Genomic DNA, 15421 nt, shown 5'->3' on the forward strand with positions numbered 1-15421 from the left:
TAGCAGGAGGAGGGAGCAGTAACATGCATGATAAATATAGCAAGCTGCAAGCGATTTTAAAGGAAATGGAATCCGTCGTGGTAGCGTTCTCTGGAGGCGTCGACAGCACTTTTCTTTTGGACGCTGCAATTAAGACGCTTGGAAGCGAGCGTGTGTTGGCGGTTACGGCCGACTCGGAGACTTATCCGACGGAAGAGCTTGAGGAAGCTATCCAGCTGGCCAAACGTCTTGGCGCGACACATAAGGTGATTGAAACGTCCGAGCTTCAAATACCTGGTTATAAAGAGAATAATGCCAACCGTTGTTATTTTTGCAAAAAGAGCCTGTTCGAGCATCTAGAACCGTTCATCAAGGACGGAGACTACCGCCATATCGTATATGGGCTGATCGCGGATGACATGAATGAGCATAGGCCGGGTGTTCAGGCAGCGAAGGAACGCGGCGTGCGCGGACCTTTACAGGAAGCGGGTCTTTATAAAGAAGAAATCCGTGACTTATCCCGTGAGCACGGGCTTGCCACTTGGAATAAGCCGTCCTTCGCCTGTCTTTCCTCACGAATCGCTTACGGCGAGACGATTACGATCGAGAAGCTTGGACGCGTCGGTGAAGCCGAGCGCTATATTCGCTCCCTTGGCTTCGGTCAAGTCAGGGTAAGAAGCCATGGCGATATCGCCAGAATCGAAGTGGAGCAAGGCGCCATGGAGCAATTGATTAGCTATGCATCGATCATCTCGGACCGATTGAAGGAGCTTGGTTTTATCTATGTGGCCATGGATCTTTCCGGTTATCGCAGCGGCAGCATGAACAAAGTGCTTGAACGCGGAGGAGCGGCGATATGAACGAATTTGAGGATCTTGGATTTTGCAAGCTGGATGTGGGGCGCAATGAGCGAACCGGGCATCCGGAGGTCGTTTTTGGACAGGGCAAAACAACGGATCAGGTGGAAACGATATTTTCCCGGCTTGTTGAGATTCATGGCAGGGCGCTTGTAACTCGCGCAACACCGGAGATGGGCGAACGAGTGGCTGCAAAATTTCCTGAAGCGCGCTATGACGAAGCTTCCCGCCTTATCTCGCTAGGAAGGTCAACGCGAGTGCTTCCTGGCAAGGTAGCTGTTGTGACCGGCGGGACATCGGATATTCCAGTAGCGGAGGAAGCGGCAGGGACAGCGGAGTGGATGGGCTGCGAGGTTGATCGGATCTATGACGTCGGAGTCGCTGGCATCGATCGGCTGCTAAGCCAAAAGGAACGGATCAGGGAAGCATCTGTTGTCATTGGGGTCGCGGGCATGGAAGGAGCGTTGGTGAGCGTTGTAGGCGGACTCGTGCGCAGGCCGGTTATTGCTGTGCCGACCTCCGTAGGATACGGCGCGAATTTACAAGGCATTACGACGCTTCTTGCCATGATGACCTCCTGCGCTGCAGGCGTAACGGTAGTGAACATCGATAACGGATTTGGGGCAGGTTTTCAAGCCGCAATGATTTTACAACTGGTAGCGGAGGGCACTTAGCATGAGGACGGTTTATTTGGATTGCATTTCAGGCATCGCGGGAGATATGGCTTTGTCGGCGCTAGTGGACCTTGGCGCAGACCCGAATTATATTATCAGCCATTTATCGAAGCTCCCAATCGATCCGTTCACCATGGAATTCGTTAAGGTGGACCGGAGGGGCATCACAGCGAAATGGCTGAAGTTAGACTTTGTTAACAGCGGTCATATGGATGTTCATGTTCATAGCCACGACCATGATCACCATCATGGACACGATCATAGTCACGATCATAGTCACGGTCATGATCACCACCATGTGCACGCTCATAGTCACGGTCATGATCACCACCATGGACACGATCATAGTCACGATCATAGCCACGACCATGATCACCACCATGGACACGCTCATAGCCATGCTCATAGCCATGCTCATAGCCATGAGCATTCGCATGAGCATAGAAAAGCTTCCGACATCTTGCGCATGATCGAGGACTCAAGCCTGCCAAACCGTGTGAAATTGCGGAGTCTGTCCATCTTTCGCCTAATTGCCGAAGCGGAAGGCAAGATTCATGGCATGAACCCGGCTGACGTTCACTTTCACGAGGTCGGGGCGATGGACTCCATTTTAGACGTTATTGGCGTATGTTTAGCGCTGGAGAACCTCGATGCCGGCAAAATAATCGTTTCTCCCGTGCCGACAGGAACAGGCAAGCTTCGCATGGCACATGGATTATATCCGATTCCGGCCCCTGCGACTGCGGAGCTGCTTCGCGGCGTACCGTTATCGCCGTTCACGGCAAAAGGTGAATTGACGACGCCAACCGGCGCCGGGATCGTCAAGGCGCTGGCAGCAGGCTTTGGTCCGCTGCCCGCAGGCACGATTGACCGTATCGGCTACGGAGCAGGCACAAAGGATTTTGAGCATCCGAACGTTTTACGCGCTATTTTGTATCAACAGGAGCAGCAAGAAAACAAAGAGACGATTGTCGTACTCGAAGCCCAAGTGGACGATTCAACGGGGGAAATGCTTGGCTATGCGATGGAAAAGCTATTTGAAGCCGGGGCGCTCGATGTGTACTATACTCCGGTTTACATGAAAAAAAACCGTCCGGGTGTCCTCGTCAGCGTGCTATGCCGACCGGCTGACAGCGACCGTTGCGAGGAAACGCTGCTAGCGGAAACGTCAACTTTCGGTGTGCGCCGAAGCGAGTGGCAGCGAAGGGCGCTGGAGCGCCAATGGATTCAAGTTGAAACGCCATACGGCACAGTAAGAGTAAAGCAGGCTATTGACGGAGAGCGGATCATTCGCCAATCTCCGGAATTTGAGGATGCTGCCCATGCTGCCCGAACATCCGGGATACCTCTCGAAGCCGTATATCGCAAAGTATACAAACGGTTGAAAGAATAGGAGGCCAGCAGTAGGGCAAATAACGTAATTCAGGACTTTTATAACAACGTTGTTATCACGATGCCTATCGACAAAGCTGGCTTTTATCACGATCAATGAAACTCATTTAAGGGGGAAAAATAATGAATACGCAATCCGTTATAAGCTTGGCCGATCTTCGGCAAACGGTACAAAAATGGGCTCACAGCATGCCTGTCACAGATATGCATACCCATTTATACGCTCCTGAATTCGGGGATCTGCTTTTGTGGGGTATCGATGATTTGCTGACCTACCATTATTTGATTTCGGAATCGTTTAGATGGTCAGAGGATGAATACAGCCGCTTCTGGTCGATGACCAAGCGCGAGCAAGCGGATTGGATATGGAAGCAGCTATTTATAGACCATTCTCCGGTAAGCGAGGCGGCCAGCGGATTCATCACGATCCTAAAGCGTCTCGGATTCGATGTATCCTCGCGCAATCTGGACGATTACCGTCAAGCGTTGGCGAAGCGAACCGTGCATGAGCAAGTCGATACGGTGATGCAGATTGCAGGAATTGAAAAAATCGTCATGACTAACGACCCTTTTGATGCTGTAGAACGGCCCGTCTGGTTGTCGGGCAATGGGAAGTCGGACCCCCGTTTTTTTGCTGCGCTTCGTGTTGACGCACTGCTTAATGATTGGCCCTATGCCGTAAATGAGCTGCAAAAGCTCGGGTACGACGTGCAAGCAGAGTGGACGGAGAGGACAAAAGAGGAGACGAGTCGTTTTCTATCGGAATGGATTGTTCGCATGGATGCTCTCTATCTTGCGGTGTCGATGCCGGGGGATTTTAAGTATCCAGCCGATGATCATAGAAGCAAAATGATCGATGAAGTTATGATTCCGGTATGCCAGGAGCAGCAGATTCCGTTTGCGCTTATGATTGGCGTTCGCAGAAAAGTGAACCCGTCGCTTGGACTGGCAGGCGATATGAGCATGCTCTCAGACGTGTCTGCCGTTGAAGCGTTGTGCAGACGTTATCCGGACCAAAAGTTTCTTATCACTATGCTTGCAAGAGAGAATCAGCATGAATTATCGGTGCTTGCCCGCAAGTTCCGTAATTTGATGATCTTTGGCTGCTGGTGGTTTCTGCATATCGAGTCCATGGTTGAGGAAATGACTAGATTCCGCATAGAGCTTCTTGGCACTTCGGTCATTCCGCAGCATTCGGATTGTCGTGTCTTCGAGCAGTTGATCTATAAATGGGAGCATTCGAGGTCCATTATCGGGAACGTGCTGGCGGATAAATACGAGAAGCTGCATCATAGCGGCTGGGAAGTGACCGAGGAAGAAATCAAAAGAGATTTGGATGATATGTTGAATCGAAACTTTTGGCGTTTCCTCGGCAAAGATATAACCTAATCGAAAGAATAAGGCGCATCAAATAAAAAAAGGCGATTCTTGCAGCGTTTAGCGGGGAATAGCCTTTTCTTTCATAAGGGAGATTTATCTCATTGTGAATCTGCCGTCCATACTTCTTATAGCTCGTATATCCCTAACTTCATTTGAGCATTTTGCATGGGAGTACTATAATAGAAGCATGCAATTTCTAAAGTAAATTTATACTAATATTGGAGGGAAAATGACAATGACATATCCTACATATCAGCAATTAGAAAATTATGCTGCGCTGGCCGTGCAGGTTGGCGTCAACGTTCAGCAAGGGCAGACGGTTGTCGTTATGGCTCCGATTACTGCCGCTCCACTGGTGAGGCTTATTGCCTCCAAGGCTTATGAAGCCGGTGCGAAAAACGTGCATGTTGAATATAACGATGAGGAGCTAACCCGCATTAAATACAAGCAGGCGCCGGAAGAAGCCTTTGTGGAATACCCGATGTGGCGTGCTAAGGCATGGGAGGATTTTGCAGACAAAGGCGCTGCGTTTATTACCATTTATTCGCCGAACCCGGATCTTCTGATCGATGTAGACCCGTCAAGAGTTGCGACTGCGACTAAGACGGCATCAACTGCGATGAGCAGCTACCGTTCTGCCTTGATGAGCCATACGAACGCATGGACGCTTATTTCTTATGCAACGCCTGAATGGGCAGCCAAAGTATTTCCGAATGTATCGAAGGAAGAAGCGGTTCAGAAGCTGTGGGAGCGGATTGTCGATGCTACGCGCATCGGACTGGAAGATCCGATTCAAGCATGGAAAGAGCATAATGCGAAGCTGCTCCAAATGGTTGAAGTGCTTAACGGCAAACGCTACAAGCAGCTGCAGTATGAGGCGCCAGGCACAAGCTTGACAGTTGAGCTGCCGGAAGGGCATATCTGGCTAGGCGGAGCCAAAGCGAACGCCAAAGGGGTATTTTTTAACCCGAATATGCCGACGGAAGAAGTATTTACGATGCCCCATAGAGATGGCGTCAATGGTGTCGTTCGCAGCACAAAGCCTTTAAATTATAATGGTCAGGTTATTAACGGCTTCTCCTTGACCTTCAAGGACGGCAAAGTGATTGATTATTCGGCTGAGCAAGGTTATGAGGCGCTTTCTAATTTGCTGGGCACGGATGATGGGGCTAGACATTTGGGGGAAATTGCGCTGGTGCCTCACGATTCACCTATCTCCAACTCCAATGTGATATTTATTAATACCTTGTATGATGAGAACGCCTCTTGCCACCTTGCACTCGGTCAGGCATATCCGGTTAATCTTACTGGCGGTACTAAAATGTCGCCTGAGGAGCTGCTCGCTCACGGCGCAAACAGAAGCCTTACGCATGAAGATTTTATGATTGGCTCGCCCGATATGAATATTGACGGTGTGACGCAGGATGGCACTCGTGAGCCTATATTCCGCAATGGCAATTGGGCGATCTAGCTAAAAGCAAAGGCTTTGGCTTAATCAGAATGATCTGATAAGCCAAAGCCCTCTTTGTATCTACAGTGACATAACAGCGGCCTTCTATCGCATACGGTCCGTATTCATAAAATCTTATCAACATAAACCAGCGCAATTGCGATTCCTAAATGGAATCCGCTGCTGCGCTGGTTTATTATTTTTCAAATACTTGGTTTGGATATAGGGCATATTCGACTGTCTTTCTCTCATGGGAATTCATGTAAAGTTTGTGTAAGGAATATGGAATATCCTAAAAAAATTAAACATCAAACCAAAAAAAAACGTATCACGTCAATAAGTTGAATTACGTGATAATTGTAAATAGGCAAGGCGCACTAATCAAATTTTAGAATCGGGGGAGAAAAAGATGAAGAAATTGATTCTGGTCATGGTAATGTCATTATTCGCTATCAGCTTAGCTGCATGCGGAGGCAACAACGCACCAACGGAAGAAAGCAGTAATCCGACTAATGGCAACACAAGCACGGAGAAAAAAGAGGTTACGCTTAAATTTCAAATTCATACAGCAGATGAATCTTCGGTTCAATTGAAAGCGCTTCGTCAAATCGTTAAGGATTACACGGAAGCTAATCCTAACATTAAAATCGAGGTTGATGCATTAAACAGCGACCAACAGAAATTAAAGCTGAAAACGCAGGCAGCTTCCAATGACATGCCGGATATTACCGTGGTGAATCCAGGAGCTCAAATGAAGCCTTATGTAGATGGCGGCAAGCTTGCTCCGCTTGACGACATTTTGGACAAAGACGGCTTGCGTGATTCCTACCAAAAAGGAATTCTCGATTACTACACGTTCGACGGCAAGACATATGGATTGTCAGAAGCTAATGATATCGGTCTCATGTATTACAATAAAGAGCTTTTCGAAAAAGCGGGTGTCGAGATCCCGACTACTTTCGAAGAAATCGTGGAAGCTGCCAAACAGCTGAAAGCGAAAGGAATCATCCCGATGGCAATCGGTGAGAAAGAGCCGTGGACTGGATCGTTCTTGTTCACGAACATTGTAATCCGTCTTGGTGGAGCTAGCTTCCTGCAAGATGTAATTGACAAGAAAAAATCTTTTGATGACCCTGCATTTGTGAAGTCCGTTGAAAAGATGCAAGATCTCATTCAAGCTGGCGCATTCCAAGAAGGTGCAACGTCATTCGACTATGAGCAAGGCGAGAATTTGTTCCTGACTGGCAAAGCGGCGATGTACTATATGGGCTCATGGGTAACTGCTTCTATCGAAGGATCTGAAATTCAGGATAAAGTAGTCGCCAAACCTTTCCCTACAGTAGACGGCAAAGGCGACCCGAATGAATTTATGCTTGGACCTGGTTCAGGCTATGTTATTTCTGCCGGTACAAAGCATATGGATGAATCCAAACAATTCCTGCTTTACTACATGACTAACTATCCGAAAAAGATGTTTGATATGAAAGGTGCAGTTGGTCTTGCACAAATCGTAGACGGTGATTTCGCTAGCGCGGGCTATTCGCAAACGGCTATTGATGTTCTAGATATATTCAAGTCAGTAAAAGGCGGCTCGATCGCGTTCGACAACTTGATCGATCCAAGCACGACGCAATATCACTTGAATGCGCTTCAAGGCATGTTCATTCAGAAGATTAAGCCTGAAGATATTGCTGCTGAGCACAAAAGCAATTTTGACATCAACAATCCTTAATCGAGAAACTTAAACCTTAACTAAGGGAGCCTATACGGTTCCCTTCCTTTATTCAATAAGCAGGCCAATGAAGCCTATGGCAACACGGAGGGATTACAATGAATATTTTGAAAGTTTCAAAAACAGCACTAGCGATCTTCGTACTGCCGTGTCTTATCTTGTACGTATTGATGGTGTTTGTTCCAATTGTTGTATCCATGTTCTATTCCTTCTACCAATGGGACGGCATGAGCACGGCAAAATTTGTTGGACTTCACAACTTTGTATCCATGCTTACGAAAGACCCTTTATTTTGGCCAGCGGTAAATCGCGGATTGCTCTTCGCGCTCATTTCGGCATGTGAAATTCCGGTTGCGTTGTTTGTAGCTATTCTTCTAACCCGCTACCTTCGCAAACCGAACACTTTAGTTTCGATTTACTTTTTGCCGGTTATTTTGTCTGTTGTCGTAATCGGACAGCTATGGCGTTCGATCTATAATCCAGCCGAATTTGGAGGCATGCTGAACAAGCTGCTTATATCTGTAGGGCTGGAGAGCTGGACACATACTTGGCTAGCAGAACCCAAAATCGCTATCTATGCTATCTTTTTCGTAGCCTTGTGGCAGTATCTAGGCTATCATGTCTTAATCCAATTTACAGGCTTGCAGAATATTTCCAAGGAAATATATGAAGCATCACGTATCGATGGAGCAGAAGGCTTTAAAGCTGATCGCTACATTACCATTCCTTTAATGGCACCCGTACTTAAAATCTCGCTTATATTAGCGGTTATCGGTTCACTTAATGCATTCGATATTGTTATGGTTATGACAGGCGGAGGACCCGGAAATTCGACCGAAGTCATTTCTACCCTTATGTATAACAAAACGTTCATGTCCTTCCAGTACGGCTACGGCAGCGCAATGTCGGTATTTTTGGTCGCAGAAGGATTGATCGCTACAATATTGCTTAACTTTGCCTTCAAGCGCTCAGAAAATGCCGCATCTTAATATTGCGGAACAGGAGGATGATACAAGTGAAAATCAAAAAAACGATAGTCCGGGCATTTTTGGCCCTTTTAATAATAACTCAAGTTTATCCATTGCTTTGGCTCGTATTGTACTCCTTTAAGACAAACGAGGAAATACTATCAAGCACTTTCTTCGCTCTCCCACAAGTGATGAAATGGGAAAATTACACGAATGCATTCGTGAACGGACACTACTTGCAATATTTGTGGAATAGCGTTATTGTGACAGGGATATCGATGATTATTACTTTGGTACTCGGCGCTATGGTCTCCTATGCGATCGGGAGATTCAAATGGAAAGCTTCTAAAATCGTTATGCTTGTTTTCTTGATCGGTATAATGATACCGACACAAGCGACGCTGATTCCGCTTGTCGTATTGTTTAATAAGCTGCACATTATGGATACGCATTTATCGCTTATTTTGCCTTATATCGCTTTCTCTGTACCGATGGCTGTCTTTATTTTGTCCGAATTTTATAAAGGAATTCCTCATGAGCTCGAAGAATCGGCAGCAATCGATGGGGCATCCATTTATCGTATTTTCATTAGCATTATTTTTCCGATTACAATTCCGCCTTTGATGACGGTTTCGATCGTAACGTTCATTAACATCTGGAACGAATATATTATGGCGGCTACTTTTATTTCTAGTTCTCATCTCAAAACATTGCCTTTCGGAATTTACAGTTTTGTTGGGAAATATACAACGAATTACGGCGCAATTGGTGCATACTTGATCTTAGGCGTTATTCCGGTATTGATCGTTTACTTCCTCCTTGCTGACAAAATTACGCAAGGCATGGTTGCCGGTGCAGTAAAAGGATGATCCATTAAGATCTGCTTAAAAATGGTTTCAAGGGAGATAGGAGCATGAGACGGGGCAAGCAATGGTTTAATCGATTAGGTGTTCGTTTATTTCTATTGTTTGTCGGCAGTTCCTTTATCCTCATGCTTGTGTTAACGATGCTGTATTACCAGAGATCGGCCATTCAAGTCAATGACAAAGTAGGAGACGTAGCATTAAAGAGCATGTCGCAAGCTAGCGGCCATGCCGAGCTGCTTCTGAAGGGTTATTCGATCTTGGCGAAATCGATTGTCAGCAGCCCGGAGATCCAAACCTATGCTGCGCGTGATCAAAAAGACATTCCTGCGCTGCAGGCGATTAGAGAACGTACGATTACGAACGCCTTAGGCGCGATATATTATTCATGGGATGATATTATTGGCATCTACGTGATAACGGATACAGGAAAAGTGTACAGCTACGGAAGCCGAAATGCACAGGTGATTGACGTTGGATATAAGGATACCCTCTGGTACGATCAGATAAAGCAATCCAAAGGGGAGCCGATATGGCTTGGCGTAAAGGATAAATCAATTATTGATCAGATTGAGAAAAGGCCTGTATTCGCCTTCGGCAGCCAATTGGTGGATTTCACCAATCAGAAGTCGATGGGAATCATACTTGTCGAGATGGAGCCAAAGGCTATTAACGGCATCATGAAAAACTTGGAGCTGTCCAATAATAGCGAGTCATTTCTCTTGAACAGCGATAAGGCCATACTCGCTCATAACATACCAAATCACATTGCAACCTCTATTGCGCGTGATATCGCGGATGAACACGACAGCAAGCCAGTTCAGATCATAGACCATGATCGTTATTTAATCGTTAACGGCATGCTGAACAGCATGGGGCTGCAGCTCTTGAGCCTAACGCCAAAATCCGATCTCGCTTTCGAGCTGCAACAAACGAAGCAGTTCATTCTCATGATTTTTATGCTGCTCATTTTCTTATCGATCCTATTGGCATTGTTTGTATCGCGATCGGTTTCCTTGCCGATAAGCCAAATGATTCGTCAAATGAAGCAGGTTGAGCGTGGCGATTTCAATGGTATGATGGAGGTAAAGTCATTCGAGGAAATCAGGGAAATGGCTCAAAGATTTAACCGAATGGTTGATCGGATCAATGGTTTGATCGCTCGTATTCGAGCGATATCCGCGAGTGAAAAAAATGTACAGCTTCAGGTTTTGCAAGCGCAAGTGAATCCTCATTTTTTGTATAACACATTAGATATGATTTACTGGATGCTGGAGGAGAAAGAAGAAGAAACGCTTAGCGAGGTTGTTCTTTCCCTTTCTGAAATATTCAGGTACAGCAGCAACTGGGAGCATTCATCAAGTGTGACGCTGCTCGAAGAGCTCGAACAAATCAAAAACTATGCGCTTATTTGCCAAACTCGAATGAACCATCGATTAGAAATCAAAATAGAGATCGATCCCATTTGGCATGAAATAAAGCTTCCGAAGATGATTTTACAGCCCATTGTAGAGAACGCTATCGTTCACGGTCTGGATGAGAAGGACTCAGATGAAGCTGGAGTTGTCCTTCTTACGGCCCATATAGACGCTGGGAATTTATATATTCATATTGAGGATAACGGTGTTGGTATGGAGCAGGACAAGCTTAAGTCACTATTATCCACACTCCATATCAAGTCTGAGAAGGAGCGCGCCTATGAGAGAAAGACGGGAGGCAATCTCGAAGAAGTCCCAGAAGGGCAAGCAGAAGATTTAATCTCAATTGACTTGCAGCGGGAATCCGACACGGGGATTGGGCTGTCTAACGTGCACCGACGACTTTTGCTATGGTATGGACCTGCTTACGGCGTGCAAATTCGCAGCACATTCGGAGAGGGGACGCGAGTATCCATTATCGTACCCGCTATTTTGGAGGAGGAGCGTGCATGAATATATTGATCGTGGATGACGAGAAGCCGATATGTGACGGTGTGAAACGGACCATTCTCTCCTCTTTTCCGGATGCTTCGATATTAGTGGCTGGAAACGGGAAAGATGCGCTGGATCTACTCTCCAAATCATCGGTTGATATCGTCATCATGGACATCAAGATGCCGAAGATGAACGGTTTAATGCTTCTGGCAGCAGGCAGGGAATTGGATCAGCGTATTAAGTGGATCATTATTTCAGCCCATGCCGATTTCTACTATGCACAGGAAGCGCTCAGGCAAGGAGCCTCCGACTATATGCTTAAGCCGATTGGGAAGCAAAAATTGATAGCGCTTATTACGCGACTGCAGGCCGAAATGATTAAGGAGCAACAAAGATTATCAACAAAAGAGCTCCTAGAGCTCGAAGATAAGACAATAAAGGCAAACCAAGCGTTAAAGGATGGAGATAAATCGTCAACAGGAATGATCGACACAGCCATTCAATATCTTCATGAGCATTTTCATGAGAATGTGTCGCTCGATAAAATCGCTGCTGCCGTTTATTTAAATCCTACTTATTTCAGCTTGCTGTTCAAACAAAAAGTCGGAGCTGGCTATAAGGAATACATTACTCAGCTAAGAATGGAAAAAGCCAAGGCATTGCTGCGAGATACAAACCTTAAAGTATCTGATATTGCGGTGCAGGTTGGCTTTAACGATATGCGTCATTTCACGCAGGTGTTCCGAAAATCATGTCAGGAAACACCAACCGAATATCGAATGTCGGAGTCACAGAAGGCAGATCGCACATCACTTTAATCGCATATGTGATTCGCGAAATAGAAGGCAAAAACCGCCCTGCATGTATGGCGGTTTTTTGTTGTTTAGCGGCATTGTAGGCCGGCTGGCAAATTAAGAAAGAGCTGATGTTGCCATTTCGTTCGCTGTTAAATCGGTTCATACAATGGTATAAAGAATAAGTGTGGTTTATCGGAATAAGTCGAATGATCTATCTATGTCGAATAATCAACGGACTGAAGGAAGCTAGTCATACGGGATGCAAAGGAGGGAACATTGTGGGATACATTCGTACTATTTTCGGACGTTGGAACTCAATCCGCAACAAGATCTTTTTCTCTATTTTGCTGTTTTTAATCATCCCTTTTCTGTTGACATTTTATTTCATGGACAAGCCGCTTGAATCCGTCATTGAGCGGAAAATCGGCAGCTCGGCACAGGATGCGCTTTATTTGGTCAATTTTAATGTGGAATTGTTTCTGGAGGACATGCTTCAATCGTCAGTCAACATTACCATTAATCCGAGCATTACCAATCTTCTCAAAGACCCCGACTCCATGAGCAGCTATGAGAAGCTGCGCTTGAATGACACCGCCTTGAATCGTCTGTTCAGCTCTTACTTTACAAACACGTATGTGACTCTGTTCGATCGTTACGGAAATTGGCAAAGTACGAGCTATTTGCTTAACGAGCTGCTGCAGCAGTATATTGGCGCCGATTGGTATAAGGAAATGATGAAGAAGCCTTATCAAATCAAATGGATGTTTAATGATAAGGATCTATTATATACAGACCGCAAACCGATCATTACTGTGGTCAAAACGATAACGGAGCTTCAGACGAGAGAAAATATCGGCATGATTGTATTTAGCGTAAGGGAGGAGGACATTCGCAAATATTTGACAGGGCTCGAAGGAAGGGTTTATCTCGTCGACAAGAAGGGGACTGTTGTGTCTAGTCCTGCCAAAGAGATGATCGGAAAAAGCTTGGCAGAGGAAAGCTACATGCCGAAGATCGGAAACAAAACAAGAGGGCAGGAGATTATCAAGAAGGATGGACAAAAGTGGTTTGTCAATTACGATACGGTGCAGCTAAACGGCTGGAAAATTGTGCAGCTGGTACCGTATGACACCGTTTTTAAAGAGATTTTTGATATCCGCCGAACCAATATTTTTATTTTTACGATTATCTTTTTTGTATTCTCCATCATTACAATATCCATTTCATATGGCATATCAAAGCCTCTTAAGCTGCTCAAGAAGAGGATGCAGGAGCTTGAGGACAAACAATTTTATTCTGCTATTTCGATAACAGGACCGCAGGAAATCTCTTCTCTACTCGAGACTTACAATAAAATGGTTAAAGAAATTCGCGGCTTATTGCTGCGAGTGAAGGAGGAGTACGAGCAGAAAGAAGAAATGCGCTTCCGCGCGCTGCAAGCGCAAATAAATCCGCATTTTTTGCTGAATACATTAAACAATATTAAGTGGATGGCTTATATTCGCAACAACAGCGAGGTCGGGGATATGCTCTCTAATCTCGGCGGTATTTTGGAAGGAAGCATCGGCAGGGGCGCAAGCTTGATTCCGCTGAAGCAGGAGCTTGATTATATCGACAATTATATCGGTTTGATGAAAATGAAATTTCTCGAAAAGCTATCGGTTGAAATGGATATCCCGGAGGATTTGATGGATCAGGAAGTGATCAAAATTATGCTGCAGCCGATTATCGAGAACTGTCTGGAGCATGGCATTGAGCCGATGAGCGGATTAGGGCGCATCGTTATTAAAGCACAATACGAAGAGGATCAGTTCGTACTGCGTGTCTGGGATAATGGCATAGGAATGGAGTCGAATAGGCTAAAGGAGATCCATGAGCGTCTATCGGCTAGCTCGGCGGAGCCTCCTCCTGATCGAATCGGAGTGAAGAACGTCCACGACCGGATCAGGCTGCAGTACGGTGAAGAATACGGCCTTCGCATCACTAGTGAGCCTGATGCAGGCACGACTGTAGAATTCCGGCTTCCGATAAAAAAAGTACAGAAAGGGATTGGCGATGAAACTGAAGGTGATACTGGTTGATGACGAGCTTCTAGTACGATTGGGCATTAAATCGTTGATTGACTGGGAGAAGCATGATTTCGAATTTATCGGAGACGCTTCAGATGGAGAAAAAGCGCTGGAGCTTATGGAATATAAGGTACCGGATATTTTGCTCACTGACATTGTGATGCCGCGCATGAATGGGCTTGAGCTCATAGAAATCGTTAAAAAACGTTACCCGAATACGTTAATTATCGTACTCAGCAGCCATAATGAATTCGAATACGTACGCAAGGCAATGAAGCTTGGCGTAGAGGATTATTTGTTAAAAGCATCGATGAAGCCTGCAGAGCTGCTCGATCTTCTTGTTGAAGCTGCAGGCAAAATAGCTCGGGGCCAAGCGAAGCCTCTCCCGCATCGCAATCAAGCGGAGACTCCAGAAACAAGAATCGATGCCGTCTCGCGGCAGCTTAAATTGTTGCTGGTTAACGACCTTTCATCAACCGTAGAAACGACGAATTTGCGTCCTGCCTCTATTCTTCTCGTCCTTCACGTGCGGCATGCAAGAGAGGGAGGACCGGAGGCCTCGGCGATCCAGCTGCTGAAGCATCTGATTGAGTCCGAGCTGCAATCGATCATGGACAGCCAGCCCATAGCGACCGGTAACCGGGAAATCGTTGTATTGCTGACGTTATCTGAGCAGAAGCTTCCGGAATTAGAAATGATCATCAGCAGCTTAGTCAGCGCATCCAATCAACTGCTCGGCATTTCCCTCCGTGCCGAAGCCAGTGATCCTATCCTTAAATGGGAAGATATACGCAGCCAATATTTGAAAACGAAGGAGAGGCTAATCGATCAGGGTGTTCGTGAAACCTCCCGTGACGATATTAGAAAGCTTCTTGATTATATGAAGGCGAACTATACGCAAGATATTTCATTGAAGCATGCAGCCGAGATGATCAATATGAGCGAGAGCTATTTGAGCACGATTTTCAAAAAAGAAACCGGCTATGGCTTTACCGATTGGATTAATTCGCTGCGCATTGAACAGGCGGCCACTTATCTCGTCGAGACGAATTTGCCAAGCTATTTGATAGCGGAGCAGGTCGGGTATGAGAATATCAATTATTTCGGGCGGATTTTCAAAAAAATCAAAGGGGTCAGCCCGCAAAAATATCGCGCTAGTCATCAAAAATAGTAGGCATTTTCATTTCTCCCCTGAATTTGAGGGGGGATTTTTTATTCAAAAGCATTTTAAAATTGTGAACATTTCATTTAAAAATAGTGAATAAACAGCCGTTATCCAAAAATGTTGAATAAAAAACGAAAATTTCGTTCCTGTTTTGATCGAATTTACAAAGCTATAATTTGCTT

General features: G+C 45.8%; 12 protein-coding genes. All 12 read left to right on the forward strand.

Features of this window, described 5'->3' with window-relative positions; all coding sequences use genetic code 11:
• The first annotated feature begins 23 nt into the window (after positions 1 to 23).
• A complete protein-coding gene (gene larE, locus HI950_RS12955) occupies positions 24 to 839 on the forward strand; it encodes an ATP-dependent sacrificial sulfur transferase LarE (protein ID WP_169082347.1) in 816 nt (271 codons plus the stop codon).
• A complete protein-coding gene (larB, locus tag HI950_RS12960; protein ID WP_169082346.1) occupies positions 836 to 1510 on the forward strand; it encodes a nickel pincer cofactor biosynthesis protein LarB in 675 nt (224 codons plus the stop codon). Before larE ends, larB begins: the two co-directional genes overlap by 4 nt.
• 1 nt (position 1511) lies before the next feature.
• Positions 1512 to 2903, forward strand: a complete 1392-nt coding sequence (gene larC, locus HI950_RS12965; protein WP_169082345.1) for a nickel pincer cofactor biosynthesis protein LarC — start codon at positions 1512 to 1514, stop codon at positions 2901 to 2903.
• Between the two features lie 122 nt (positions 2904 to 3025).
• Positions 3026 to 4291, forward strand: coding sequence for a glucuronate isomerase (locus HI950_RS12970; RefSeq protein ID WP_169082344.1), 1266 nt, complete (start codon positions 3026 to 3028; stop codon positions 4289 to 4291).
• A gap of 226 nt (positions 4292 to 4517) precedes the next feature.
• Positions 4518 to 5753, forward strand: coding sequence for an aminopeptidase (locus tag HI950_RS12975; RefSeq protein ID WP_169082343.1), 1236 nt, complete (start codon positions 4518 to 4520; stop codon positions 5751 to 5753).
• A 388-nt stretch (positions 5754 to 6141) separates the two neighbouring features.
• Entirely contained in the window at positions 6142 to 7464 is a 1323-nt protein-coding gene (locus tag HI950_RS12980) for an extracellular solute-binding protein (protein WP_169082342.1), read from the forward strand.
• A gap of 98 nt (positions 7465 to 7562) precedes the next feature.
• Positions 7563 to 8453: a carbohydrate ABC transporter permease gene (locus HI950_RS12985; protein ID WP_169082341.1), complete on the forward strand. Its 891-nt coding sequence runs from the start codon at positions 7563 to 7565 to the stop codon at positions 8451 to 8453.
• 26 nt (positions 8454 to 8479) lie between these two features.
• On the forward strand, positions 8480 to 9301 hold the full coding sequence (locus HI950_RS12990; protein ID WP_317618347.1) for a carbohydrate ABC transporter permease: 822 nt from the start codon (positions 8480 to 8482) through the stop codon (positions 9299 to 9301).
• A gap of 44 nt (positions 9302 to 9345) precedes the next feature.
• A complete protein-coding gene (locus HI950_RS12995; protein ID WP_169082339.1) occupies positions 9346 to 11226 on the forward strand; it encodes a sensor histidine kinase in 1881 nt (626 codons plus the stop codon).
• Entirely contained in the window at positions 11223 to 12026 is an 804-nt protein-coding gene (locus tag HI950_RS13000; protein WP_169082338.1) for a response regulator transcription factor, read from the forward strand. The genes HI950_RS12995 and HI950_RS13000 overlap by 4 nt, the downstream gene beginning before the upstream one ends.
• Positions 12027 to 12283: 257 nt before the next feature.
• On the forward strand, positions 12284 to 14086 hold the full coding sequence (locus HI950_RS13005; RefSeq protein WP_317618348.1) for a sensor histidine kinase: 1803 nt from the start codon (positions 12284 to 12286) through the stop codon (positions 14084 to 14086).
• A complete protein-coding gene (locus tag HI950_RS13010; RefSeq protein WP_169082336.1) occupies positions 14061 to 15245 on the forward strand; it encodes a response regulator in 1185 nt (394 codons plus the stop codon). The genes HI950_RS13005 and HI950_RS13010 overlap by 26 nt, the downstream gene beginning before the upstream one ends.
• The last annotated feature ends 176 nt before the right edge of the window (positions 15246 to 15421 follow it).

Origin of the sequence: Paenibacillus sp. PL91 (assembly GCF_012935325.2) — a bacterium.
Classification (GTDB): Bacteria; Bacillota; Bacilli; order Paenibacillales; family Paenibacillaceae; genus Pristimantibacillus.

Coding starts and splice junctions, on each gene's coding strand:
- larE (WP_169082347.1), top strand. CDS start 24: ATGCATGATAAATATAGCAAGCTGCAAGCGATTTTAAAGGAAATGGAA.
- larB (WP_169082346.1), top strand. CDS start 836: ATGAACGAATTTGAGGATCTTGGATTTTGCAAGCTGGATGTGGGGCGC.
- larC (WP_169082345.1), top strand. CDS start 1,512: ATGAGGACGGTTTATTTGGATTGCATTTCAGGCATCGCGGGAGATATG.
- HI950_RS12970 (WP_169082344.1), top strand. CDS start 3,026: ATGAATACGCAATCCGTTATAAGCTTGGCCGATCTTCGGCAAACGGTA.
- HI950_RS12975 (WP_169082343.1), top strand. CDS start 4,518: ATGACATATCCTACATATCAGCAATTAGAAAATTATGCTGCGCTGGCC.
- HI950_RS12980 (WP_169082342.1), top strand. CDS start 6,142: ATGAAGAAATTGATTCTGGTCATGGTAATGTCATTATTCGCTATCAGC.
- HI950_RS12985 (WP_169082341.1), top strand. CDS start 7,563: ATGAATATTTTGAAAGTTTCAAAAACAGCACTAGCGATCTTCGTACTG.
- HI950_RS12995 (WP_169082339.1), top strand. CDS start 9,346: ATGAGACGGGGCAAGCAATGGTTTAATCGATTAGGTGTTCGTTTATTT.
- HI950_RS13000 (WP_169082338.1), top strand. CDS start 11,223: ATGAATATATTGATCGTGGATGACGAGAAGCCGATATGTGACGGTGTG.
- HI950_RS13010 (WP_169082336.1), top strand. CDS start 14,061: ATGAAACTGAAGGTGATACTGGTTGATGACGAGCTTCTAGTACGATTG.